A 22,977-nucleotide genomic window follows, 5' to 3' on the forward strand; every position below is an offset into this window, starting at 1 on the left:
GGTAAAATACAAAATCAGAGCCTCACTTCTTCCCCAGGAAGTCGAACAGCGTCGCCTGCTTGCCCTTCTTCTTTTCAGGCTTCTTCTCCTTCTTCCCCACGGGCTCTATCTCCCTCTCGGCCTCCTCAAGCTCCTCTTCGGTGAGCTCTTCACTTTCCTCGGACTCTTCAACTTCCTCCTCCGGTTCTTCAAGCTCCTCTGCTTCTTCTAACTCTTTCTCCCTTGCCTTTCTCAGGCCCTCACGGACCCTCTCCTCAAGTTCACCGCGCTCTTTGAGCCTCTTCTCGATGTTCATGGCCTTGCCCCATATTGTCTTGGCCTTCTCCGAGTCCCCAGCTATGAACTCAACTTCCTTGAGGTTAAGGTCGAGGTAAACAACGAAGTGCGCCGCAAGGTCTGGGTTGTTCTCGAATATGACGCGGAGGTAGTGGAGCGTCTCAAGGGCCTCAAGCTTGGCCATGTGCATTTCTTTCATTATTTTCTTGACTATCGAGTCCCTGAGGCCCCTCTCAGCCTTGCTCTCCGCCAGGAGCTTAATCGTCTTCGGCGGGTAAATCCTCACGAAGCCCTTCTTCTTGACGCCGGCGACGGCAACTCCGGCCGTCATCATGTCGGTGGCGTACTTCCAGAGCGAGTAGTTGCCTGTCCGCTTCGCCCTGCCAAGGTATATGTCGGCCCTGCTCAGGGCCTCGTAGGCCCTTGCTATGTCCCCTGGCTTGTAGTAGACGTAAGGCACGTTCTCGTCAATCCAGAGGAGGAGCTCGTCGGGAAACATGTCAACGCCGAGCGTCGCCATCTTTGCCCTCTTCGCGTTGTCGGTCGCGAAGACCTGAGCCAGAGCCTGGAAGACGCTCTTCTCGACGTCACGGTATGCGAGAACCTCGGCGGCGTCCTCGGCCCCGCCAGTGACCACTGTTTGAAGGTCGTTTATTGCCGCCCTCAGGTCGCCGTTCGCCCTCTTGGCTATCTCGTAGAGGATTTCCCTGGGAACAGTCTTGCCCTCGCGCTTGAGAATCCTCACGAGGGCCTTGATGATGTCCCTCTGGGTAAGGCGCTTGTATTCGACAATCTGAGCCTTGTTCCTTATCTCCTTGGGCACTTCCCAGTAGTGGTTGGCGCTCATGATTATCGGGTTCTTAGCCTTGTCGATGAGCTTCGCTATCTCGCGAGCACCGCTCGGCTCTATGTTGTCTGCCTCGTCAAGGAAGATGAGCTTCCTCCTCTTTCCGAGGATGTCCATAGTGTACGCCGCCTGGACGTAGCGCTCGACCTTCTCGTAGGTTCTCTCATCGCTCGCGTTCAGCTCGATGACCTCGAAGCCGTACTCGTTCGCTAAAGCATAGACGGTGGTCGTCTTGCCGACGCCTGGAGGTCCAGCGAGGATTAGCGCCTTCTTCTTCGGGGGGTTGCCGTGAAGCCAGGCCTCGACCCAGGCCCTCACCTGCTCTATTGCCTTCTCCTGGTTCACTATCTCGCTCAGCTTCCTCGGGCGGTATTTCTCAACCCAGGGAACCTCGGTCATGGCAATCACTTGCCCTTCTTGTCACCCATAATCGTGAACTGAGCGAGTAAAGCTTCGAGCTGTATCATCTCGTTGGCGCCTTCAACCAGGCGGAAGTTGTACTCGCCTATCTTGTCTGCCAGAGCTACCTTCTTGTCCTCCGGAATCGGCAGGTTAAACACTTCCTTGTGCATCTGAATCAGCACGTCCTCACCGCTGAGGCCCTGCTTGAGGAGTATGTCCCTCAACTTGTCCCTCGCTTTCAGGAAGTTACCCTCCAACGCTAAGGTCATCATCTCGCGAACGTCCTCCGGGCGGGCTCTGCTGGCAACGAGGAAGACGTTCTCGTCGGTTATCTTCTTGTCCAGAGCGGCCGCCGCCTGGAGGACGTTGATGGCCCTCCTCAGGTCGCCTTCGGCAACGTAGAGAATCGCCTGAAGGCCCTCCTCTGTGAGCTCAAGCCCCTCCTGCTCGGCAATGTACCTTATACGCTTCGCTATGTCCTCGTCGCTGAGGGGCCTGAAGCGGAAAATTGCACACCTCGACTGTATCGGCTCGATAATCTTGGAGGAGTAGTTGCAGTTGTGGCTGACGACGCCGTTGGATATGAAGCTGTGGTCTCTGGCGCAGGTAACGTCGTAGACGTCGAGGTAGCCGAGCTCCTCCTTCTTGATAATCCGCTCAACGACGTAGCCGTCGAGGGTTCTCTCGCGGAGGAACTCCTCAAAGGTCATGAAGTCCCTTGTTAGGCCAATTGGGACGCCCTTGAGTCTGTTCACAACAAAATCCCGCTTGACGCCGAGGACTTTGGCGGCATGAGCTGGATTTGTAGCTGTGGCGAGCTCCACGGCTTTTTCTGCAACCTGCGGGAGGACGAGTTCTTTGTACGCCAGCTTAATCCTGAGGTACTCTCCAACGAGCCTCGCATGGGAATCCTTGGCGTAGGCGTAGCCAACCCTCGTGAGGAAGAGGAGGTAGTTGGCGTCGTTGGGCGTAACGAGAAGGCGAACGATGAACTTTCCGTCCTTCGAGGGGGAAACCACGATCTTCGAATCAACCTCGAATTCCCTGAGGAGCTCGGCCAAGTCGTTGAAGAACTCAGTGGTCTTCTCAAGGCTCTCCCTCGTCGCGCGCATCTCAAGCTTTATCCCGTTGAAGTTGTAGCGGTTTCCGCTCGGCTTCGTTCCGTCGGCTCCAAAGAGGCCCCTGAGGAACTCCCTCTTGACGAAGAGGTTGCCCCTCTTTATCCACTCTGGAACGGCGTAGCCCTTGGAGGTTTTGTTTCCAACCTCGACGTCCCAGAACCGCATGAGCGCGTGGAACGCTGAGCTGTCCACGTAGAGCATGTGGATTCTGCCCTCGACCTTTCTTCCGCGTATTTCTGAGCTGGTCTCACGTTCTATTATCTCAGAGGGCTTTAAGCCGAGCCTTCTGAGGTCCTCGGCGAGGAGCTCAAGTTCCTCCCTGCTCGAGTTGAACCAAACCCTGACACCTCCCTTGGCAAGGTGGCCGTCGCCGAGGAGGAATCCAAGGACCCTCGCAAGGATTCCCGCTTTCTCGTCGTCGTAGCGGACGAGCCACTTCTCCCTGACCTCCCGCAGGATGTCGTAGGCGATTCCACTTATCTCACCGTTGAGGAGCTTTCTAACGGTGGAGTAGCTTATCCTTATTCCGAACTCCCCCTCAATGGCCTTCTTCACGTCCATCGCGTTTCTTAGAGGTTTGCCGTTGCGAACCTTCCTGACGAACTGCCTTTTGCCTTCAATCCTCCTTTCGACGTAGCCCTTTTCCTCAAGGCTCTGGAGGAGCTGGTTGAGCCTCACCCTTGAGAGGCCGGTCTTCTTCTGAAGCTCCGCCCGTGAAACCCAGTCCTCTGGAATCTGGGTGAGGATTTCAGCCTCCCTAACCGTCAGCCCGTTCTCCATCTCGGCCTTGAGCTCAAGAACCCTTGCGAGGATTTTCTCCTTATCCCTCGTCAGGAGCTCGCGGAACGTCTTTGCCTCGCCGAGAGGCTTCAGCCCGTGCTCGCGCTCGATTTCCTCAAGGAAGCGGTAGAACTCGTGGAGGTCTATTATCGGTCTCGGGTCTGGTTCGTATGGGGTGCCCTCAAGCGTCGGCCTGACGAGGACTTCCGAGCCTTCCCTTAGGTCGTAGGTCTGAACCCAGCCCGTAGGCGTTAGGAACATGTGGTCGCCAGTAGCTTCGATTATCCTACCACTTTCAAGGGTCAGCCTGAAGACGGGGTGGCCGACTATCTTTGAGTTGAAAGCCACTGCTGCTATGACCGTATCCCTTCCCGCCCTGTTGCTCACCTCCCTGAGCAGGCCATTCTCGAAGTGCCTAAGGAAGTCCCGTATCTTAACTTCCCTTTCGTCGGGCGTGTAGATTTTCGTGTCTCCAGTGACACAGCTTAGGATAAAGCGGACGTTGTTGGAAAACATTTCCATCGTTCTTCTCAGGGCCTGCTGGGCGTCCTGGGTCAGAGCATCGGCCTCGTCGAGGAAGATTATCTTGAAGCTCGCACTGCCTATCGGCTTCGTCCTTGCAAACTCCTTGACCTTCTCCCTAATCACGTTTATTCCGCGCTCGTCGGAGTTGTGAAGCAGAACCGGAATCTCGCCAGCGAAGAACATCTCGTTGCCCGGAACACTGACGTCGTAGACGAAGTCGTTGTATTCAACGAGCTCGACCTTTTTGACAGTCAGGGCATGTAAATCCGTCTCGGCGAGCTTTCTCAGCGTTTCAAGGATCCTCCTGCCCTTCTCGTCGAGTTTGTCCTCGTTAACCATTCCGATGACCTTTCTCAGGGCTGCCTTCCTGACGCGCTTCTTGCCTTCGTAGAGCTGGTGCCTGAGCTCGTAGCGCCAGTTACCCTCGATGGCGTTTTCTATCGCCGTGAGCATCTTAACTATCGGCTCAGCTGGGAGGGGCTCAGCCTTGCTCCACTTCATTCCACCCTTCCAGATTAGTCTCGCCTCCCTCTCGAAGAGACTCGCCTCTATTCCAGAAACCCTCGCGAGCCAGACGGTGTCTATGAGCAAATCCCTCGAAACCGAGGAAACCCTGATTACACCGCCCCATTCTCCTGTTCCGTCACCGTCGGCAAGTCCCTTCAGGAACGCTATCCTTTCCTGAAGGGGGAACTCGAAGACGAAGCCCGGAATCCTTTTGTTCACAGCCCTTCTGCCTTTTCCATCGTAAAAGCTCTCCTCAAAGAACCTCGCCAGCTGGGTGTTGAGGAACCTGAGCTGGTGCGCGCTCTTCCTTGAGCGGTCGAAGGCGGAACCAACGTCATTCTCGTAGAGGCTCACCCCAAGGTTCTCGGCAAAGGCCCTAACGCGGTTTATCAGCTCGTCTTCGTGATTTCCGAGGGTGTAGATGACCTGACCGGAGGTCTTGCCCTTGAATCCCACCGCCCCTTCAGCGGCGTAAAGGCCGAGCATGTAGGAGAGCTCCTCACCGACGGGGAGGTTCTCAAAGGTCCTCGTCCTCGCGCTCTCCTTAATCCTGTATTCGCTCAGGTCGAGGACGTCGAGGAAGCCCTCAAGGTTCGCCGTGAAGCTGAGAAGGATTGTGCCTTCCGTAAGCTCACTCGCCTTCACCGTTTCGAGTCCGTTCTCGGTGAGCACCATAACGGAGTGGTTTCCAGTGAGTTCGAGCTTTCCTCCGCCTTCGAGGTGGACGCGGAGTATAACCGGAACGCGGTGGCGGATTATCTTGCTCACCCTCGCCCACTTGACGCGGTAGTTCTCATCAACCGTAAGGACTTCAAGGTTTGGAGCATCTTTGTAGGCAACGTCGCCGTCGTTCCCGTCGAAGTAAATCTTGTCAAGCTCGGCAAACGTTGTCCTGATGACTCTTCCATTGAGCCTCACGAGTATCGGGGTGTCCTTAGAAACGGAGGCGTTTAGCTCAAGGAAATTGTGTTTCCAGTTTTCGCCGAATAACTCCCTCGCAAGGGCCAGAGCAGCCGTTGTGTTGTGGAGAACCGTCGGAAGGTTGCCGCCTATGAAGTTGTGGTAGTTCGGCACGTGGAGGTCGTAGATTATGAAGTCGCCCCTAAGCTTCTCGACTTCGACTATTTCGTCCCAGAGGAGCTCGTTCTGGGCAAGGAAGATTAGATAGGCGACCCCGCGCTTGAGTTTCTCGTCGTTGAGCATCTCCCTTAGAAGCTTCAGCTCGGCCTTCCTAATTTCCTCAAGGACTTCTATCTTCTCGGTGTTGCTCTCAAGGACAATCCTCACACTTGAGTTCCAGGTTCCAACGAGCCTACCAATTTCGGCATAGCTGGAATACTTTCTCGCAAAGAGTCTCATGGCTTCTATCGTTTCCTCCAGCTGAATTCCAAGGGCGCCAGCAATCTTAAGGTAGTTCCTCAAGCTCGGCTTTCTCTTGCCCCTGATGTACTCAAGGATTCTGTCGGCCCTTATTCCAGTGGCCTCGGCGATTTCCTTCCTTCTCTTCGCGACTTCGTTCCAGTCTATGAGAACGCTCCTCGACAGGGCCTTCTCAAGCTTTTCGAGCTCATCCAGGCGGTAGTAGATTTCCTTCATCAGCTCCCATGCTATCCTCTTGGCCTTCTCCGGGCCCCACCGGGGCTTGTCATCGTAGAAGTTCAGCTTGAGCCTGTCCCTGACGTAGGAAATCAGCTCCCTGTCAGCGTAGAGCGAGCCGATGTTGGGGTTCGGCTTCTTTACCAACGCCTCAGCTTTCCTCCTCTTCTCCTCGACCGAGAAGCCAACCTCGCTGAGGAAGCGTGATATGTTTTCGGAGCCTGAGATAACAACGTAATAGTAGGTGCGTCCTTTGACTGCCTTGCTCTTCACTTTGGCGACCACTCCAAGCCCCGCCAACGCGTAGGAAACCTGTTCGGCCATTTCCCTGCTCGCGGTCGAGAGAACTATCCCGTTCTTCTCAACACCCGCGTCGCAGTCGAAGTAAGCTCTCAGGAAGGAACGCAGGCCATTCCAGCCCTGCTTAGGTATGTAAACCCTATCTGCCTTCCTGCCAGCGAGGCCAAGGCTCTCAACGAGCTTCTTTGCCATCTTCGAGTTCACGTAAACGTCGGGTGCACGATTCTTGTGAATTCTTTCCTTAATTCTTGCATCGGAGAAGAGTCTTTCGGTGAGCTCCATGAAGCGCTTTCTGAGCTTCTTGTCCGTGTTAGTGAATGTTATAACGTTGTTCTGAGCGTCGGCGTGGCCGTCACCGATGAAGTAGCCAAGCCACTCGGCCAGGGGGTCTTCATCGAAAACTGCTGGAAGGAAACGTGGAACCGCAAGCCTGTCCCCAGGCTTGAGCTCCTCAGCCTTGACCCACGCGATTCTCCCGTCCCTTCTGTTCACGAGGAGCGGATGGTAGGGGGTCACCTTGAGCTCCCTACCAAGTCTCGTCCTTATCCTGACGAGCTCATCGGTTCTGTCCTTGTAAACGTACTCGACTGGCAACTCCCTGAGTTTTCCGTCCTCGTCAACGCCGAGAACCGTTAGGCCTTTGACGGGGGTTGGACCAAATCTACCGTTGCCTAACTTCTCAACGAGTTCACCTATGGTAGTCAGCTCACCGTTGATTATGACCTTAGCATCTCCCGTAAGGCACTTTCCAACGCCTGGCGGTCCAGCGAAGAGCAGGTGGGGCATCGAACCGGTCTTAGCGTAGTGTTTGAGCCTCTTGACTATGTGCTCCTGACCGACGATGTCATCGAGCCTCTGAGGGCGGTACTTTTCAACCCAGGGCTTCTCGAGAACCTTAACCTCTCTAATCTCCTCGGTCATGTATTCCACCTAAACCTTTATGAGAGCCAAGAGTTTAAGGGCTTTGCCATGGACCCGCTTGAGCACGCCTCGATTCCGAGCCTCGTTTACCTCGCACTCTCAAACGAGCCGACGCTGACGGGACTAACAGCACTCGTCCTCGGCGCGGTCTTCCCCGACCTCGATGCTTTAGCTGAGGAGCACCGCTCATACCTCCACTCCCTCCTGCCCTTTCTCCCGGCCCTTCTCCTCGGCCTGCACTTCAAGCCGTTTCTCCTCTTCGCCCTCGGCTGGGGAAGCCATCTCTTCCTCGACTTCTTCACCGGTGTCGTGCCCCCTGCTTACCCACTGTCGAGAAGGGGCTGGGGGTTGTCAATCATCGTCACAGGGCCGACAAATTTTAGGATTGAGCTCAGACTAATCGAAAGGTATCCGGACAGAAAGCGCGACTACAGACTTGAAATCGGCGGGAGCGTTGCGCTCGCCCTTTTAACAATCCTCACGGCAATAATTAGACTGAACTAACCGGTTCAGTGCAAAACTTTTATACCTCAATGACCAAAAAACGACCGGTGGTTTTCATGGGGAAGCTTGACTGGATTAGGGAAGAGCTCCAGGAGCTTAAGGATAAGGGCCTCTACGTGACCATAAGGAAGCTCGAGAGCGCCCAGGGCCCGTGGGTCGTCGTTGACGGCAAGAAGGTTCTCAATATGTGCTCCAACAACTACCTCGGCCTTGCCGCGCACCCGGAGATTAGGTACGCGGCAATTAGAGCTATTCTTGACTACGGTGTTGGTGCCGGAGCCGTTAGGACCATAGCCGGAACGATGGAGCTCCACGTGGAGCTTGAGGAGAAGCTCGCCAAGTTCAAGAAGAGGGAAGCTGCTATCCTCTTCCAGAGCGGTTACAACGCGAACCTCGGAGCCATAAGCGCCCTCCTCAAGAAAGGAGAAGACGGAGTCTTCATCAGTGAGGAGCTCAACCACGCGAGCATCATAGACGGGATGCGCCTCAGCGGTGCGCCGAAGGTCATCTACAAGCACATCGACATGGAAGACCTCAAGAAGAGGCTTGAGGAGAACAAGGACAAGAAGAAGAAAATCATCGTCAGCGACGGTGTTTTCTCAATGGACGGTGACCTCGCCCCGCTTCCCGAAATGGCCGAGCTGGCCGAGCAGTACGATGCCATACTCTACATAGACGACGCCCACGGTGAGGGTGTCCTCGGTGACAGCGGTAGGGGTATAGTCGACCACTTCAAGCTCCACGACAGGGTTGACTTCGAGATGGGAACGCTGAGCAAGGCCTTCGGTGTCATCGGCGGTTACGTGGCCGGTCCAGAGGAGGCCATCGAGTACCTCCGCCAGAGGGCGAGGCCGTTCCTGTTCTCAAGCGCCCCGAACCCGCCCGACGTCGCCGCGGCCATAGCTGCCGTTGAGATACTCCAGAGGAGCGACGAGCTCGTCAGGAAGCTCTGGGACAACACCCACTTCCTCCAGAACGGGCTGAGAGACCTCGGCTACGACCTCGGAAACACCAAGCACCCGATTACGCCTGTTATGCTCTACGACGAGAAGCTCGCCCAGGAGTTCTCAAGGAGGCTTTACGACGAGTACAACATCTTCGCGCAGGCCATCGTCTATCCGACCGTCCCGCTTGGAACCGCGAGGATAAGACTCGAACCTTCAGCGGCCCACAGCAAGGAGGACCTCCAGTACGTCATAGACGCGTTCGAGGATTTGGGGAAGAAGACGGGCTTTTTGAAGTGAACCCTTTCCATCTTTTCTTCTATTCTCTTAAAACCTCACCCACTCAACCTTATAATAAGTAACATCCGCGTCCTCATCAACTATCGCCATAATCATGTTCTTCCTGACGCCGTGGGCGACGCGGACGCGGGCTGTGATGTCGTTTGGACTCAGGCGGGAGTTCTCTGGGAGAACCCACACGAGCCACTGGGAGTGCTCGTCCATTCCGCGCCTGTAAACGCGGAAGTGGGAGCCGAACTTGAGGCCGGACTTGACGGTGTAGCCCCTGTCGCGCAAATCCTTGTAGACGAGGTATTTTGCATCAAACAGCTCGTCCCTCTCCCTTCCGAGGTTCATGAGCTCCTCAACGGTGAGCTTCCTCTTTCCATCCCTGACCTCTATCTTGCCCCTTTCAACGAGGTAGGTAGCTTCCAGCAGGGAGAGGAACAGCTTGCCCTCCACCAGCTTTCCGAAGTGGCGCTTGTTGTAGAGGCCGTTTATCGCGTTCTGGTCGGTCGAGAAGACCCTGTCTCCGCTCAGGTAAAAGACTATCATCAGCTTCCCCTCCATTCCTCAGCAGGCAGGAGCATGTAGTAGGCGTCCTCGCCGTCTGAGTAGTAGCCGATAATCCGCTTCACCTTCCTGAAGCCAAAGCGCTCGTAGAGCTTTATGGCCTTTTCGTTGCTGACCCTGACTTCGAGGCCTATGTACCTTGCCCCCCTCGCGATGAGCCTGTTTATGGCCTCTGCAAGTAGAGCAGAGCCAATACCGTTCCCGCGGTAGCGCTCCTCAACGGCTATGCTCATTATGTGGCCCTCAAGGTCGGGCCTGAGGTAGGCCATGACGTAGCCTATAACCTTTCCGTTGTATTCTGCAACGAGAAAAGTATCCGGGTTGTTCTCAAGGAAGACCAAAAAGAGCCCCCTTGGGTAGGCCTCGCGGAAGGACTCCCTCTCAATCCTCATAACTTCGCTTATGTCGAAGAGCTTCGCCGGCCGTATCGTGACGAGTGCCAGAGGTATTCTGGCCTTCACTTCCCTCGCTGAGACGCTCATGTTAATAACTCTCCCCCAAGGCTTTTAAGGCTTGAGGGGACTCCCTATGGGGTGGCCACCCCGGCGTGATGAGCACTCTCGAACCTGACCCAGGGATGATGACCGGATTCCTGGCTGATTACAACTCCCTTTAGTTCCTTTTTCACGGTGTGGAAAAGTTTAATTAGCCGAGCCTCGAACTTGTGCCGGTGGTGAAGTTGAGGATTCACGAGGAACCTGTTGGTATAGTCACCGGAGAAGCCACGGTCAACTCGTTCCAGTTCTACGCTCACCCGAACGTAGAGCTCAGGTTCGGCGACTTCGTCGTTGCAAGGCTCTGCAAGGAGGCGAAGGACAGGAGCTGCCGCTGGAACGATGACGTTGAGTGGGTAATAGGGACAATCAGGGGGATTAAAAACATCAACTGGCTCCTCAGTGAAGGGAAGAGCACTTTCCAGTCCCTCATGCTCGACATCAGGGAATACGGGGAGAGCATAGTTGAGAACGAGGCCCTAATAGTGGACGTCCGCATCCTCGGCAAAGTTTCCCTCAGCGGGGAGAAGGCGGAAATAGTGCCCCACAGGGTACCTGTCCCCAACGGCAACACGGTTTATAGAGCAAGCTCGGAGCTCCTAAAGGCAATATACTATGGAGGAGATGGGTTTATCGAGGTTGGCAACCTCCTCCTGAGGGAGGACGTCCCGATATACCTCAACGCAGACGAGCTCGTCTCAAGGCACTTCGCAGTCCTTGCAGTTACGGGTGCGGGAAAGAGCAACACCGTGGCAGTCCTGATAAGTGGAATGGTAGAAGACCTCGGAGGGACTGTGATAGTCCTCGACCCGCACGGGGACTACGTCAAGCTCATGCTACCGAAGACAGGAAGAAAGCATGTAAACGTTATAGAAGCTAAAATTTCACCCGAACACCTTGATAGCGAAGAGCTTGCGGAAATTATAGATGTAAGAAAAGATGCTTCTATTCAACGGACGATTTTAGAAAGAGCATGGGACACTGTAAAACATGAAAATCCGACTCTAGGTGGAAAAGATCTTATAGTTAAGCTACGAGATAAATTGATAACTTGGGTAGAATGGGAAGATTGGAATAATCCCCCCAAATACTGGGACCCAATTACTGAACGAAAATATGAGCTAGAAAAGCTAGACACAAACAAAAAGAATTCCATTGTAGGAGTTATCATGAGGCTATCTAGATTCATACGAAATTATGGATCCTTGCTAACTTCAGAGGACTTAATTGGAATGATAAAACCAGGGATGGTCAACGTCATAGATCTAGGCCCTCTAGACGAGGGACAAATGAAAGTTATCACTGCAAGACTCCTAGCTAGGTTATTCGAATTGAGGGTTGAATATGAAAAGGCAAGAAAAACCCTCGAGAGGGAAAAAGAAGAAGCAATGCTCAACCCTAACTCGCTTAGAACCGAGAAAATTAAAGAACTTGAACAAACGCTAAAACGTATTGAGACTATAAACCCTGCCCTGGCTGAACCCGTGCTCGTGATAGTCGAAGAGGCCCATATCTTCGCGCCACAGGGCGAGAAGAACGACGCAGTGAGAATACTCAGCAGGATAGCGAGGGAGGGAAGAAAGTTCGGCGTCGGGCTCGGTATAGTCTCCCAGAGGCCAAACAAACTCAACGAGGACGTGCTCAGTCAGACAAATACAAAAATAATCCTGAGAATCGTCAATCCAAAGGACCAGGACTACGTGCTGAAGGCGAGCGAACAGCTCAGTAAGGAGCTCCTCGGGGACATAGCGTCCCTCGGAAAGGGTGAGGCCGTCATCGTCGGCCAGGCGATAAGCCTCCCTGCCCTCGTCAAGATACACAACTTCAAGGCCATCGGCGGAGACTACGGAGGAGAGGACATAGGAGTCGTGAAGCGCTGGCGCGAGAGGCTTGAGCGGGAGAGAGCGGAGCGCGAGAAAGAAGCCCTCTACGAAGAGGAAGGTATTGAGATAGACCTGTGAGGTGCTAAGATGAAGTTCGCCCACATAGCGGACGTCCATCTGGGCTACGAGCAGTACCGACTGCCATACCGGGCAGAGGAGTTCACCCGCGCATTCAGGGAGACCGTTGAAAGGGCAGTTGAGGAGAGGGTGGACTTCATACTCATAGCCGGCGACCTCTTCCACACGAGCAGGCCGAGTCCCGAGACTCTAAAGGAGGCCATAGAGATACTGAAAATCCCAAAGACAAGGGGAATACCCGTCTTTGCAATAGAGGGCAACCACGACAGGACCCAGAGAAAGGTCTCGGCGTACCACCTCCTCGAGGGCCTTGGCCTCCTCAACCTCGTCGGCATACGGGAAGAGAAGGTTGAGAGCGAACACCTGACGAGCGAGAAACTGGGGGACAAGTACCTCGTCAAAGGAATCTTCGAGAAAGAAGGCGAGAGCATCGAGATTCACGGGCTCAAATACATGAGCGCCGCGTGGATCGAACGGAACAGACTGAAGGACATATTCAGGCCCGAAGGAGACGCAATCCTTATGCTCCACCAGGGGATAAAGGAGCTCTTCGAGAGGGTCTCAGGAGTACTTCCCGAGAGCCAGCGCGATTATTTCGAGCTCAAGATGGAAGACCTGCCGAAAGGCTATCTCTACTACGCGATGGGCCACATACACAGGCGCTTTGAGACCAACTACGACATCGGGAAACTCGTCTACCCAGGCTCGCTCCAGCGCTGGGACTTCGGGGACTACGAGGTCAGGTACCGCTGGGACGGAAGGACGTTCAAGCCCAGGGCCGGCGTCGAAAAGGGCTTCTACATCGTGGAGGACTGGGAGCCGAGGTTCGTTGAGCTCAAGGTGAGACCCTTCGTGGACATCAAGATTGAGGCCGACGGTGAGACCGTCAAGAGGGAAGTAAAGAGGCTCGGCCCCAGGATTCCCAGCGAGGCCTTTGTAAGGCTCGATATCAAATGGGAGAAGCCCTTTGACGTCTCCACCCTCCACGAGCTCTTGAAGGTAAAGTACCTCCACATAAGAACCCGCTTTGGAAGGAAAATCGAGACACCCGGCGGGGGAGGAGAAGTCCCGAGACCGGAGGAGTACTTCTCGCCCCTCGAACTCAAGGCCATTGAGCTCACAGGAGAGAAAAAATTCGAAGTGGAGCCCGTGGTGGAGCTCTTCCTCCGCGGTGGGTGGGACGCAGAAAAAACCCAAAAACGGGAAGAGAAGAAGGAAAATAAGAAGATGGAAAAAGAGGGCCCCTCAAAAGACGGCGAGAAGAAGCAGACAGAGGCCAGACCCCCCAAAAAAGGGGAAGCTGTTGAGAAGAAGCCTGAGAATGCCAAGCCCAAGAAGGGCCCCAACCTGCTTGCCTGGCTCGGTGGTGCGAGATGAAGGTTGAGAGGCTCATAATCAAGGACTTCCGTTCGCACAAACTCACGAAGGTCAATTTCACCAGCGGGATAAACCTGATAGTCGGCCAGAACGGTAGCGGAAAAAGCTCCCTCCTTGATGCCCTCCTGATAGGCCTGTACTGGCCCACCAAACCGAAAGACCTGAAGAAGGACGACTTCTTCAGGATAGGCGGGACATCAACTGAGATAACGGTCTTCTTCGAGAAGGACGGTGTGAAGTACCAGCTGCACAGGAACATAACAAAGGGCCTCTCCTTCGTCAAATACTGGGACGGTGAGCGGTGGCAGACCCTTGAGAGCGGGCAGAGGCAGGTCAGGGAGTGGATGGAGAGGCTAATCCCCTACGACGTCTTCCTCAACGCAATTTACATCCGCCAGGGTGAGATTGACGCCATACTGGAAAGCGACGAGAGCAGGGAAAAGGTCGTCCGGCAGGTTCTCGGCTTAGATAAGTACGAGAACGCGTACAAAAACCTCCTTGATGTCAAAAAGGACATCGAGGCCAGGATTAAAGCCGTGGAGGACTACCTGAAGAGCACGGAGAACATAGACTCCCTAATTGGGGAGATGGAAAAAGAGCTGACGAACACCCTCAGGGAAATAAACGGGCTCTCACCCCAGCTCCCGAACCTCAGGAAGAGGCTCGCGGAGGTTGAGGGCCGGCTGAAGGAGCTGGACAAGCTCTCTAAGGACATCAACAGCATGAGGCTCGAAGTGAAGAAGAGGGAGGGAAACGTTGGAATACTGAAGGCGAGAATAGGGGAGCTTGAGAGGAAGCTCTCCGAAATCGAGGAGCGCATCGGGGGGCTCAGAGAGAAAGTGAGAGAGGCCGAAATGCTCAGAGAGAAAGCCGAACTGTACACAAAGCTCTCCGAATTCAGAAAGCGTTATTCCGACGAGAAGGCCAGGGACGAAAAGCTCGTGGAAAGCTACAAGGCACAAATCAAGAGCATAGAAGAACGTCTGGCCGAAATAGAGGGGCTAAAATCCCGCGTTGAAGAGCTTGAAGGGAAGAAAAAAGAGCTCTCCGAGAAGCTTGAGGTGCTGAAAGAGGGCACAAAGACGTATGAAGAGGTGCGCGCGATAGAGGCCAGCCTGAGGGACAGCAGGGCAAAACTAAAGCTCTCAGAGGAGGAAATTGAAAGACTTGAAGGGAGCATTGAAGGCGCCAAAAAGAGAAAGGAAGAAATCCAGCGCAGACTGGAGGAGATAAACGGGGAAAGGGGAGCGCTGAAGAGCCAGGCGAGCGAAAAGAACAGGGCAATACTTGAGCTAAAGAAGGCCAGGGGCAAATGCCCCGTGTGCGGCAGGGAGCTCACCGAGGAGCACAGGGCGGAGCTCCTTGAGAAGTACCTAGGGGAGGTTCGGGAAATATCCAGGAAGATCAAAGAGCTCGATGCAGAGGAGAGAAAGCTCAGAGAGGAGCTCGTGGACGTCGAGAAGACGCTTAAGAGGGAGCGGGAGGTAATAGCCCAGAGAGAGCTCCTTGAGAGGGTTAAAGAGCTTGAAAGCAGGCTAAAATCCTACGACATTGAGGGCCTGAAGGCCAAGGTGGAGGAGTACGAACGGCTGAGGGGCGAGCTCGGGAAAGTCGAAGGCGAGCTGAAGAACCTCAAAGAGGAGCTTGAAAAGGCCAGAGCCCTTGAGAAAAAGAGAGATGTCCTGCAGAGAAAGCTGGAGTCCCTTGAGTCGAGGCTGGGGGAGCTTGATAACGAACTCAAGAACCTCGGGTTCTCAAGCGTCGAGGAGCTTGATGAAAAACTGAAGGAGCTCGAACCGGACTACAGGAAGTACCTGTCCCTCAAGGGTTCGGCAGAAGAGCTGGAGAGGGAAGAGAGAAGGCTAACCCTGACCCGGAAGGAGCTCGAAAGTGCCAGAGAGAGCCTAGAAAAAGAGACCGCAGTCCTGTTGGAGCTGAGGAAAAAGCTCGAAGAGCTGGAGCGGGCCTACAACCCCGAAGAACACGAAAAAGTCAGGGAAGAGTTCACACGGCTGAGGGAGGAGCTTGCCAAGAAGGAAGAAAAGCTGAGGGGGCTTGAGGAGAAGAGAGACCAGCTCATGGAGAACATCAGAAAGCTGAAGGAAGAAAAGGAGAAGAGAAAAGAAAAAGCGAGGGAGCTTGAGAAGCTTAAAGAGGCCCGCGATAGGGTGCAGAGGCTCAGGGAGAAGGTCAAGCACTACAAGAACCTCCTCAAAGAGGGCGCCCTCGCCAAGGTTGGGGAGATAGCGAGTGAGATATTCGAGGAACTGACGGAGGAGAAGTACTCCGGAATAACCGTTAAGGCCGAGGAAAACAAGGTCAGGCTCGGCGTTGTTTACGATGGAAAAGAGCGTGGACTCGGATTTCTGAGCGGTGGGGAGAGGATAGCGCTGGGACTGGCATTCAGGCTTGCGCTGTCCCTCTATCTGGCGGGAGAGATAAGCCTGCTCATCCTCGACGAGCCCACACCATACCTGGACGACGAGAGGAGAAGAAGACTTGTGGACATAATGCAGCGCTACCTCAGAAAGATACCGCAGGTCATCGTGGTTTCTCACGACGAGGAGCTGAAGGACGCGGCGGACAGGGTAATACGGGTGGGCCTTGAGAACGGGGTATCAGTCCTCAGGGAAATCGAGGTGGGGGTGTGAGCGTGTACCGGCTTCTTGACAGGAAGAGCGTTGACAGGATAAAGGAGATGCTTGAGAGGAGCTACAAAGAGGCCGAAGGAAAGCTCAAGGACATCGAATGGCGGGAGCTACCTGAGGAGAGGAGGCCCTGCAGGGTCTACGCAATAGACGGCAGTCAGGGGAAGCAGAGGCTCAGCGGGACGATTTTCTACGCCGTCTCAAGCTACGCCTTCGGCAACGGCCCGGCTTACAGGCTCATCTACACCAACGTAATGCTCTACAACCAAGGCATATCCGACCAGATAATAAGGCTCCAGATGGAGACCCTTGAGAACAAGCTCGGCTACCTATCGGCCGAGCTCGGTGAAGTCGACTACGTTATGATGGACGGGACGCTCACGGGTTCACTAACGAGGCCCCCGGTTTACCCGGAGAGCATCAAGGGCATAACCACCATCGAAAACGCCCTTGGGAGAAACAAACTGGAAGAGCTCGTCAAAGCCTTCGTTGAGCTCCTCGACGAGCACTACGAGAAGCTGGGGGAGGAGCTCAGGGAGAAGCATAAGGTAAACCAGGGAGTCATTCTTGCAGACGAGAGGCTGGAGGACTTTGAAGAGTTTTACAAGGCAATGGAGGGCTTCAAAGGGCGCTCCCTTGATGCGACCTTACCGAGAAGGGTCGTCCTTACGAGGAAAACCCTCGATGCCTACCTCAAGGGGGAAAAAGGCGCTGAGGAGATATTCCAGGAGATACTCAACGAGTACAGCGAAGAAAAGGAGCTGAGCCTTGACGACGCGCGCAATGCCGTCCACGTTGTCCTCGGCTACCTGGAGTACCTCTACTCTCTGGAAAAGCTCCTTCAGAAAAACCTCGTCTACGTCGCCAAGAGCTTCTACAACAGAAAGATAACCCAGAAGCTTGGACTTGACATCGTAGACGTCCCCTACCTCGACGCTTACCTGAGGCAGAAATACGGGGAGGAAAAAACCGGGTACTACATCATAACCCAGGGGGGCACCCCGATAAGCCACAGGATGCCCAAGATACTAAGGAAGTACTTCCCGACCGTCGAGGACTATATCGAGAGGGGCGTTCCGATGGCCTACATAAGGACTATGCGCGGTGGGGTCATTTACCTCCTCCAGAGCAACAGAAAAATAACCGACGACCTCTTGGCTGAAATACTCTGGCACGAGAGCAACGGCTACTTCAGGCCGCTCCAGAGGGCCCATGAGGGCGTTAAAATCGAGAAAAAGGCCTTTGAAGCTGAGCTGAGGGCGCTTCTCAACATCATCAAGGCCGAGAACCCGGAGCTGAGGGCCTTCCTCAAGTACGGACGCTCACCCCTTGAATAACATCAGCTTTAAAAGGCTGGACAAAAACTCCACCACATGCGGAAATGGCTCCCGGCCCTGCTCGCCCTTTCAATCACCTCAATTTTCCTCGGCGTTTACTTCGGCCCGGTTAGCCTGGGCCTTCACGACGTCACAGAGAGCGTAACCTATGGCCTGAAAACGACCCTCGGAAACGGGCTATCCTGGATTCTAGAGGGGCTCGCCGAGGTCACCCACTCCCAGACCCTTGAGGAGGTTTCCAGGTCAATAGCCGAGCGCGTCTCAGGCCAGCCCCCAAGGTACTTCACAATAGTGTGGCAGATTCGCATGCCCGAAGTCCTCTTGGCATATCTCGTCGGCCTCGCCCTCGCATCGGCCGGCGTCACGAGCCAGGCCCTCTTCCGAAACCCCCTCGCCGACCCGTACATAATAGGCATAAGCTCCGGCGCGGCCCTAGGCTCCGCCATCGCAACGCTGGTTAACCCCACTTACATGGCGCCCTTCGCTCTGGTGTTCGCATTCCTCTCTGTCTTCATAGTCTACACGATAGCGAGAACCAACGGAACCGTCCCGGTAGATACGCTCCTCCTCGCGGGGATTGCCTACGGCTTCCTGGCAAACGCTGTGACGTGGTACATCTACGTGACGCACCCCCACGAGAGCACCCTGAGCTGGATGTGGTTGCTTGGGAGCTTCAACGGGAGCACGTGGCGGGACGTAGGGGTGATGCTCGTCGTCTCGACCCTTGGAGTCCTCTTCCTCACCTGGCGCTGGCGCGAGCTGAACCTAATCCTCCTCGGAGAGGAGAGCATAGCGCTCGGCCTCGACCTGCACCTCTACAGAAAGGTTTTCCTCGGGGTTATAGCGACGCTGACTGCGTTCGCCGTCTACACTTCCGGGATAATAGGCTTCGTGGGCCTCGTGAGCCCCCACATAATGCGCCTGCTCCTCGGCCCGAACCACAGGGAGCTGACGCCCGCAACGGCGCTCTTCGGCGGAGTCCTCCTCGTCACGGCAGACCTGCTGGCCAGAACAGTCGCAAAGCCAACGGTCATCCCGGTCGGCGTAGTGACCGCCCTAATGGGCGCACCGTTCTTCCTCTACCTTCTGATGAGGCACAAGAGGGGTGAGCTGATTGCTTGAGGCGAGGGTCTCGTTCGCCTACGGCGAGAGGGAAGTCCTGAAGAATGTCGAACTGAGCGCGAAGAGGGGCGAACTGCTCGCTGTAATCGGGCCGAACGGTGCCGGTAAGAGCACCCTGTTGAAGTGCCTCGTCGGTATTCTAAGACCTATTGGTACAGTAAAGCTGGACGGCCTCGAGCTGACAGGGCTTAAACCCGCCGAAAGGGCCAGGCTGATAACCTACGTGCCCCAGAGCTCTCTGCCGCAGTTCGCCTTTACCGTCGAGGAGTTCGTGGAGATGGGGGCGTACATAACGAGGGGGAGCGTCGAGGAGGCCCTCAAACGGGTTGGCCTCTGGGAGAAGCGGAGTGACAGGATAACGAGCCTCAGCGGCGGAGAGTTCCAGCTCGCCCTCATAGCGAGGGCTTTGGCACAGGGCAGTAAGGCCATTCTCCTCGACGAGCCCACGAGCCACCTCGACATCAACCACGCCCTCGACGTCATGGAGCTCCTCAACGAGCTCAAAAGGGAGAAGATAATCATCGCCGTCCTCCACGACCTCAACCTCGCGTTGAGCTACGCCGACAGGGTTCTTGTCCTGAAGGGCGGAAAGAAGGCCTGGGAAGGGCCGTCGAAAAAGCTCAAGGCCCAAATCATCGAGGAGGTCTACGGGATACGGGCGAGAATCCTCGAGGTCGAGGGGAAGAGGCTCATCGTCGCCTGGCCGGAGGGCTAAGGTTTAAAACTCTGGCGCGTTTCTTAGTTTAGGTGAGAGAAAGTGGAGAAGAAGACCGGAACAACAACGGTGGGAATAAAGGCCAAGGATGGCGTTGTTCTTGCAGCTGATACGCAGGCCTCACTTGACCACATGGTCGAGACCCTGAACATCAAGAAGATAATCCCGATAACCGACAGGATAGCGATAACCACCGCTGGAAGCGTCGGCGACGTTCAGGCCCTGGCGAGGATGCTCGAAGCCGAGGCCAGGTACTACCAGTTCACGTGGGGAAGGCCAATGACCGCCAAGGCGATGGCGCATCTGCTCAGCAACATCCTCAACGAGAACAAGTGGTTCCCCTACATGGTGCAGATTATCATAGGCGGCTACGTTGAGGAGCCCACTTTGGCGAACCTCGACCCGCTGGGCGGCCTCATCTTCGACGACTACACGGCGACCGGCTCGGGAAGCCCCTTCGCAATAGCGGTCCTTGAAGAGGGCTTCAGGAAGGACATGAGCATCGAAGAAGCCAAGGAGCTCGCCATCAGGGCCGTCAGAACCGCAGGAAAGCGCGACGTCTACACCGGCAACAGGAAGGTTCAGGTCGTCGTCATAACCAAGGACGGCATGAAGGAGGAGTTCGTCGAGTTCAAGGAGTGAACCGTTCAACGGTTGCACCAAAGCTCTTTTTAATTCTCTTTTTGAGTTGGTAACATGCGGAACCTCCCAGAAAAGCTGGCGGTTCTGGGGCTGATACTCATTCTCGTTTCGGCCCTCTACGCGGCCGAGAGGTTAATTGCCGAACCGGGCACGGTTCTTGAGGAAGTTGACGAAATCCTCCACCAGGTTCAGGAGATACGAAACCTCACGTTCAAGGAGTGGCCCAGGATAGTTGTCATCACGAAGAGCGAGGCCCTGAGCATGTGGAAGCCCGGCGAGACGGACGTCGAGAGGCTAAGGATAGAAGAGCTGACATATAAGATGACGCTCCTTCTCCCCCCTGACTACCAGTACATCAAGGAAGAGACCGAGAGAAAGGCCAGCTGGATAGCCGCCACCGTTGGGGACACCATCTACATCATCAGGGAAAACTTCATGGAAAACCCTGACATCGCCCGGAGAACGATAGCCCACGAGAGCGTCCACGTGCTCCAGAAACAGTGGTTCGATGCGAAGTACAGGGCAGACACCTACGACGGCACCATAGCGGTTCAGTCACTCATCGAGGGCGACGCAGACCTCGTCGCCGACCTCTACTGCGAGAGGAACGGGATTCCGATTCACAAGATACGCTCGCTGAGCGGCAATCCACTCACGGACCTTCACATCTTCCCCTACGTCTTCGGCGACCGCTTCGTGAGGTACCTCTACGAGAAAGGTAGCTGGGAACTTGTTAACGAGGCGTACAGCCGCTATCCGGTCTCGGCGCAACAGGTCATGCACCCGGAGCTGTACCTCGAAAACGTCACCCCCCTCAACGTCACCCTGAGCGCACCGCCCGGTTCCAGAGTCCTAAAAGAGGACAGGCTAGGTGCGTATTACGTCTACATCCTCCTCCTGGACGTCGCGGGGCTGGACAACGAGGCCGCCTGGAGCGTCTCGACCGCCTGGCTCGGCGACAGGCTGGTTCTCACGGTCAACGGGACTGACTACGTGCTCCTCTGGAAGGTGGAGTTCTCGGACGAGAGGGCTTCAGAAACATTCGCCGAAACCCTCAAGAAGCTTGCCCGGGAAAACAGCTATGCACACTTCACTATAACCCGTGATGGAAACACCGTGCTCCTTAAAGCTGTAAGGAGGGTCAGAATTGAAACTTAGGTGTCCACTCTGTGGTAGGGAGTACAGTGAGCCAGTCCAAAGATGTGAGTGCGGTGAACCGGTTGAGTTCGAGACATTTCACGGCGAGCCGTACATCGGAAAGAGCGTCTGGGAGCGCTTTTACGACTTCTGGCCCGTTGAGCCCGTGCTGGAGTTCTCCCTCGGCGAGGGCGACACGCCTCTGGTTAAGTCGAGGCTCGGCGAAGAGCTTGGAATAAAGCTCTACCTCAAGAACGAGACCGTGAACCCGACGTGGAGCTTCAAGGACAGGGGCACTTTTCTGGCGATGAGCTACGCACTCAAAGCAGGCTATAGGACAGTTGGAACTGTCTCAACTGGGAACATGGCGGCGAGCGTCTCGGCCTACGCCTCCCGCTTCGGGCTGAAGGCGAAGATTCTCGTCTCAGAGAGCGCTAGCGAAGAGAAGCTGAAGGCTGTCGGCGCTTACGGCGGGGACGTCATCAGGGTTCACGGCGACTACGGAAGGCTCTACTTCGAGAGCCTGAAGCTGGGAGAAAAGCTCGGCGTCTATTTCATCAACTCGGACAACCCCTTCCGAATCGAGGGCTACAAGGGAATAGCCTTTGAGATAGCGGAAGAGGTAAGCCCGGACTACGTTTTAATCCCCACCAGCTCCGGCGGGCTCTTCAGGGGAGTGGCGAAGGGCTTCATCGAGCTTTACGAGAGCGGGCTGATTGATAACTTACCAAAGCTGATTGCGGTCCAGGCGGAGGGTTGTTCGCCGATATGCAGGGCATTCCACGAAGGAGAGGAGAAAGTGGAGCGCTTTGAGAACCCGAAGACGATAGCAAAGGCCATAGCCAATCCCTACCCGCCAAGCGGGAACGCGGTTCTGAAACTCCTCAGGGAGTTTGGCTGGGAGTGCGTTGCCGTTTCGGACGAGGGAATAAGGAAAGCTCAGGAAAGGCTCGCCCGCGAGGGCCTCTTTGTCCAGCCCGCGAGCGCTACGGGAATTGCCGCGCTTGAGAAGCTCGACCTCCCTGAGGGAGCAAAGGTCGTCTCGATTCTCACTGGCTCGGGTTTGAGAACGCTGAAGGAGGCCCAGACCGGAAAGGTAATGGAGTGCCCGCTCGAAGGACTTGAAAAGTGTTTGAGGTGATTGAAATGCTAGTTGGAATCGGCCTGATGCCCCACGGGAACCCGGTTCTTGAGCCGCCCGACGAGGAAACGGAGAGGCTCGCGGAGGTGCTGAGGAGAATCGGCGAGGAGTTCAGGAATGTGGACTCCTACGTTTTGATAAGCCCGCACAACGTGAGGATGAGCGACCACCTCGGCGTGGTTATGGCGGAGCACCTAGTTTCATGGCTCGGCTTCGAGGGGAAGGAACTGCCCGGCGAGTGGAAAACAGACAGGGAGCTGGCTGAGGAAATATACCGCGCCGAGAAGGACGCCGGAATGCCCGTAGTTGACCTGAACTTTGCATCGGCAAGAGGGGAATACTCGCGCTGGCCGCTGAGCTGGGGAGAGCTTATACCACTGCAGTTCCTTGAGAAGAAACCGCTCGTCCTGATAACGCCATCTAGGGGAGTGAGCAGGGAGACCCTCGTAAGGTTCGGTGAAGTCCTCGGCGAAGTCCTCGAAAAAGATAACAAGAAAATCGCCCTGATAATCAGCGCCGACCATGGACACGGACACGACGAAAACGGCCCCTACGGAAAGGTGAAGGAAAGCGAGGAGTACGACAGGTTGATAATGGAGCTGATAAACGGAGACCGCCTTGAGGAGCTCCCAGAGGTTCCCGAGGAGCTCGTTAGGAAGGCCCTCGTGGACAGCTACTGGCAGATGCTTATAATGCTCGGGACTATGAAGAAAGCGGAGTTCGAGCTGAAAGCTTCGGCGTACGCCTGTCCGACCTACTTCGGCATGGCAGGGGCGCTGTGGGTGAGGTAGCCTGCACCAGAGTTCTCTCGTAATCTACACTTTCCGT

General features: G+C 55.3%; 15 protein-coding genes and 3 pseudogenes. 12 read left to right on the top strand and 6 right to left on the bottom strand.

Features of this window, described 5'->3' with window-relative positions:
- Positions 1–22 precede the first annotated feature (22 nt).
- The 4 genes and pseudogenes from TEU_RS01070 to TEU_RS12090 all read right to left on the bottom strand — a co-directional run.
- Complete coding sequence (locus TEU_RS01070; protein ID WP_050002027.1) at positions 23–1,522, bottom strand: replication factor C large subunit; 1,500 nt, start codon at positions 1,520–1,522, stop codon at positions 23–25.
- Between the two features lie 5 nt (positions 1,523–1,527).
- Complete coding sequence (locus TEU_RS12080) at positions 1,528–4,134, bottom strand: LAGLIDADG family homing endonuclease (RefSeq protein ID WP_449450112.1); 2,607 nt, start codon at positions 4,132–4,134, stop codon at positions 1,528–1,530.
- Positions 4,126–5,376, bottom strand: a pseudogene (locus TEU_RS12085) (LAGLIDADG family homing endonuclease); the annotation flags it as partial. The pseudogene TEU_RS12085 and the gene TEU_RS12080, both read right to left, overlap by 9 nt.
- 24 nt (positions 5,377–5,400) lie before the next feature.
- Positions 5,401–7,275, bottom strand: a pseudogene (locus TEU_RS12090) (LAGLIDADG family homing endonuclease); the annotation flags it as partial.
- Between the two features lie 48 nt (positions 7,276–7,323).
- Here TEU_RS12090 and TEU_RS01080 point away from each other — a divergent pair.
- Entirely contained in the window at positions 7,324–7,779 is a 456-nt protein-coding gene (locus tag TEU_RS01080) for a metal-dependent hydrolase (RefSeq protein WP_050002029.1), read from the top strand.
- 56 nt (positions 7,780–7,835) lie between these two features.
- Positions 7,836–9,023, top strand: a complete 1,188-nt coding sequence (locus TEU_RS01085) for a glycine C-acetyltransferase (RefSeq protein WP_050002030.1) — start codon at positions 7,836–7,838, stop codon at positions 9,021–9,023.
- Positions 9,024–9,050: 27 nt separating this feature from the next.
- Here TEU_RS01085 and endA read toward each other — a convergent pair whose 3' ends face one another.
- Positions 9,051–9,557: a tRNA-intron lyase gene (gene endA / locus TEU_RS01090; protein ID WP_050002031.1), complete on the bottom strand. Its 507-nt coding sequence runs from the start codon at positions 9,555–9,557 to the stop codon at positions 9,051–9,053.
- Positions 9,557–10,057, bottom strand: a complete 501-nt coding sequence (gene rimI / locus TEU_RS01095; protein WP_050002032.1) for a ribosomal protein S18-alanine N-acetyltransferase — start codon at positions 10,055–10,057, stop codon at positions 9,557–9,559. The genes endA and rimI overlap by 1 nt, the downstream gene beginning before the upstream one ends.
- Before the next feature lie 197 nt (positions 10,058–10,254).
- On the opposite strand from rimI, the gene herA reads away from it, so the two are divergent.
- The 10 genes and pseudogenes from herA to TEU_RS01145 all read left to right on the top strand — a co-directional run bounded on the left by herA (position 10,255) and on the right by TEU_RS01145 (position 22,940).
- Positions 10,255–12,030 (top strand): DNA double-strand break repair helicase HerA, encoded by a 1,776-nt coding sequence (gene herA / locus TEU_RS01100; protein ID WP_050002033.1) that lies wholly within the window; start codon positions 10,255–10,257, stop codon positions 12,028–12,030.
- 9 nt (positions 12,031–12,039) lie between these two features.
- Positions 12,040–13,407 carry a DNA double-strand break repair protein Mre11 gene (mre11, locus tag TEU_RS01105; protein WP_050002034.1) on the top strand — a complete coding sequence of 456 codons (1,368 nt, stop codon included), beginning with the start codon at positions 12,040–12,042 and terminating at the stop codon, positions 13,405–13,407.
- Positions 13,404–16,058 carry a DNA double-strand break repair ATPase Rad50 gene (gene rad50, locus TEU_RS01110; protein ID WP_050002035.1) on the top strand — a complete coding sequence of 885 codons (2,655 nt, stop codon included), beginning with the start codon at positions 13,404–13,406 and terminating at the stop codon, positions 16,056–16,058. Before mre11 ends, rad50 begins: the two co-directional genes overlap by 4 nt.
- Positions 16,055–17,392, top strand: a complete 1,338-nt coding sequence (gene nurA / locus TEU_RS01115) for a DNA double-strand break repair nuclease NurA (RefSeq protein WP_227738737.1) — start codon at positions 16,055–16,057, stop codon at positions 17,390–17,392. The genes rad50 and nurA overlap by 4 nt, the downstream gene beginning before the upstream one ends.
- Before the next feature lie 36 nt (positions 17,393–17,428).
- On the top strand, positions 17,429–18,514 hold the full coding sequence (locus tag TEU_RS01120; RefSeq protein ID WP_050002036.1) for a FecCD family ABC transporter permease: 1,086 nt from the start codon (positions 17,429–17,431) through the stop codon (positions 18,512–18,514).
- Positions 18,515–18,566: 52 nt separating this feature from the next.
- Positions 18,567–19,229 (top strand): annotated as a pseudogene (locus TEU_RS01125) (ABC transporter ATP-binding protein); the annotation flags it as partial.
- 42 nt (positions 19,230–19,271) lie between these two features.
- Positions 19,272–19,871, top strand: coding sequence for an archaeal proteasome endopeptidase complex subunit beta (gene psmB, locus TEU_RS01130; RefSeq protein WP_050002038.1), 600 nt, complete (start codon positions 19,272–19,274; stop codon positions 19,869–19,871).
- A gap of 54 nt (positions 19,872–19,925) precedes the next feature.
- On the top strand, positions 19,926–21,029 hold the full coding sequence (locus TEU_RS01135) for a hypothetical protein (RefSeq protein WP_050002039.1): 1,104 nt from the start codon (positions 19,926–19,928) through the stop codon (positions 21,027–21,029).
- Positions 21,019–22,149 carry a threonine synthase gene (thrC, locus tag TEU_RS01140; protein WP_050002040.1) on the top strand — a complete coding sequence of 377 codons (1,131 nt, stop codon included), beginning with the start codon at positions 21,019–21,021 and terminating at the stop codon, positions 22,147–22,149. The genes TEU_RS01135 and thrC overlap by 11 nt, the downstream gene beginning before the upstream one ends.
- Before the next feature lie 5 nt (positions 22,150–22,154).
- The gene (locus TEU_RS01145; protein WP_050002041.1) at positions 22,155–22,940 is read left to right on the top strand and encodes a DODA-type extradiol aromatic ring-opening family dioxygenase; all 786 of its coding nucleotides are present in this window, start codon (positions 22,155–22,157) and stop codon (positions 22,938–22,940) included.
- Positions 22,941–22,977 lie beyond the last annotated feature (37 nt).

It is taken from the genome of Thermococcus eurythermalis, from assembly GCF_000769655.1.
In the GTDB taxonomy this organism is placed as follows: Archaea; Methanobacteriota_B; Thermococci; order Thermococcales; family Thermococcaceae; genus Thermococcus; species Thermococcus eurythermalis.

Coding starts and splice junctions, on each gene's coding strand:
- TEU_RS01070 (WP_050002027.1), bottom strand. CDS start 1,522: ATGACCGAGGTTCCCTGGGTTGAGAAATACCGCCCGAGGAAGCTGAGC.
- TEU_RS12080 (WP_449450112.1), bottom strand. CDS start 4,134: ATGTTCTTCGCTGGCGAGATTCCGGTTCTGCTTCACAACTCCGACGAG.
- TEU_RS01080 (WP_050002029.1), top strand. CDS start 7,324: ATGGACCCGCTTGAGCACGCCTCGATTCCGAGCCTCGTTTACCTCGCA.
- TEU_RS01085 (WP_050002030.1), top strand. CDS start 7,836: ATGGGGAAGCTTGACTGGATTAGGGAAGAGCTCCAGGAGCTTAAGGAT.
- endA (WP_050002031.1), bottom strand. CDS start 9,557: ATGATAGTCTTTTACCTGAGCGGAGACAGGGTCTTCTCGACCGACCAG.
- rimI (WP_050002032.1), bottom strand. CDS start 10,057: ATGAGCGTCTCAGCGAGGGAAGTGAAGGCCAGAATACCTCTGGCACTC.
- mre11 (WP_050002034.1), top strand. CDS start 12,040: ATGAAGTTCGCCCACATAGCGGACGTCCATCTGGGCTACGAGCAGTAC.
- rad50 (WP_050002035.1), top strand. CDS start 13,404: ATGAAGGTTGAGAGGCTCATAATCAAGGACTTCCGTTCGCACAAACTC.
- TEU_RS01120 (WP_050002036.1), top strand. CDS start 17,429: ATGCGGAAATGGCTCCCGGCCCTGCTCGCCCTTTCAATCACCTCAATT.
- TEU_RS01135 (WP_050002039.1), top strand. CDS start 19,926: ATGCGGAACCTCCCAGAAAAGCTGGCGGTTCTGGGGCTGATACTCATT.
- TEU_RS01145 (WP_050002041.1), top strand. CDS start 22,155: ATGCTAGTTGGAATCGGCCTGATGCCCCACGGGAACCCGGTTCTTGAG.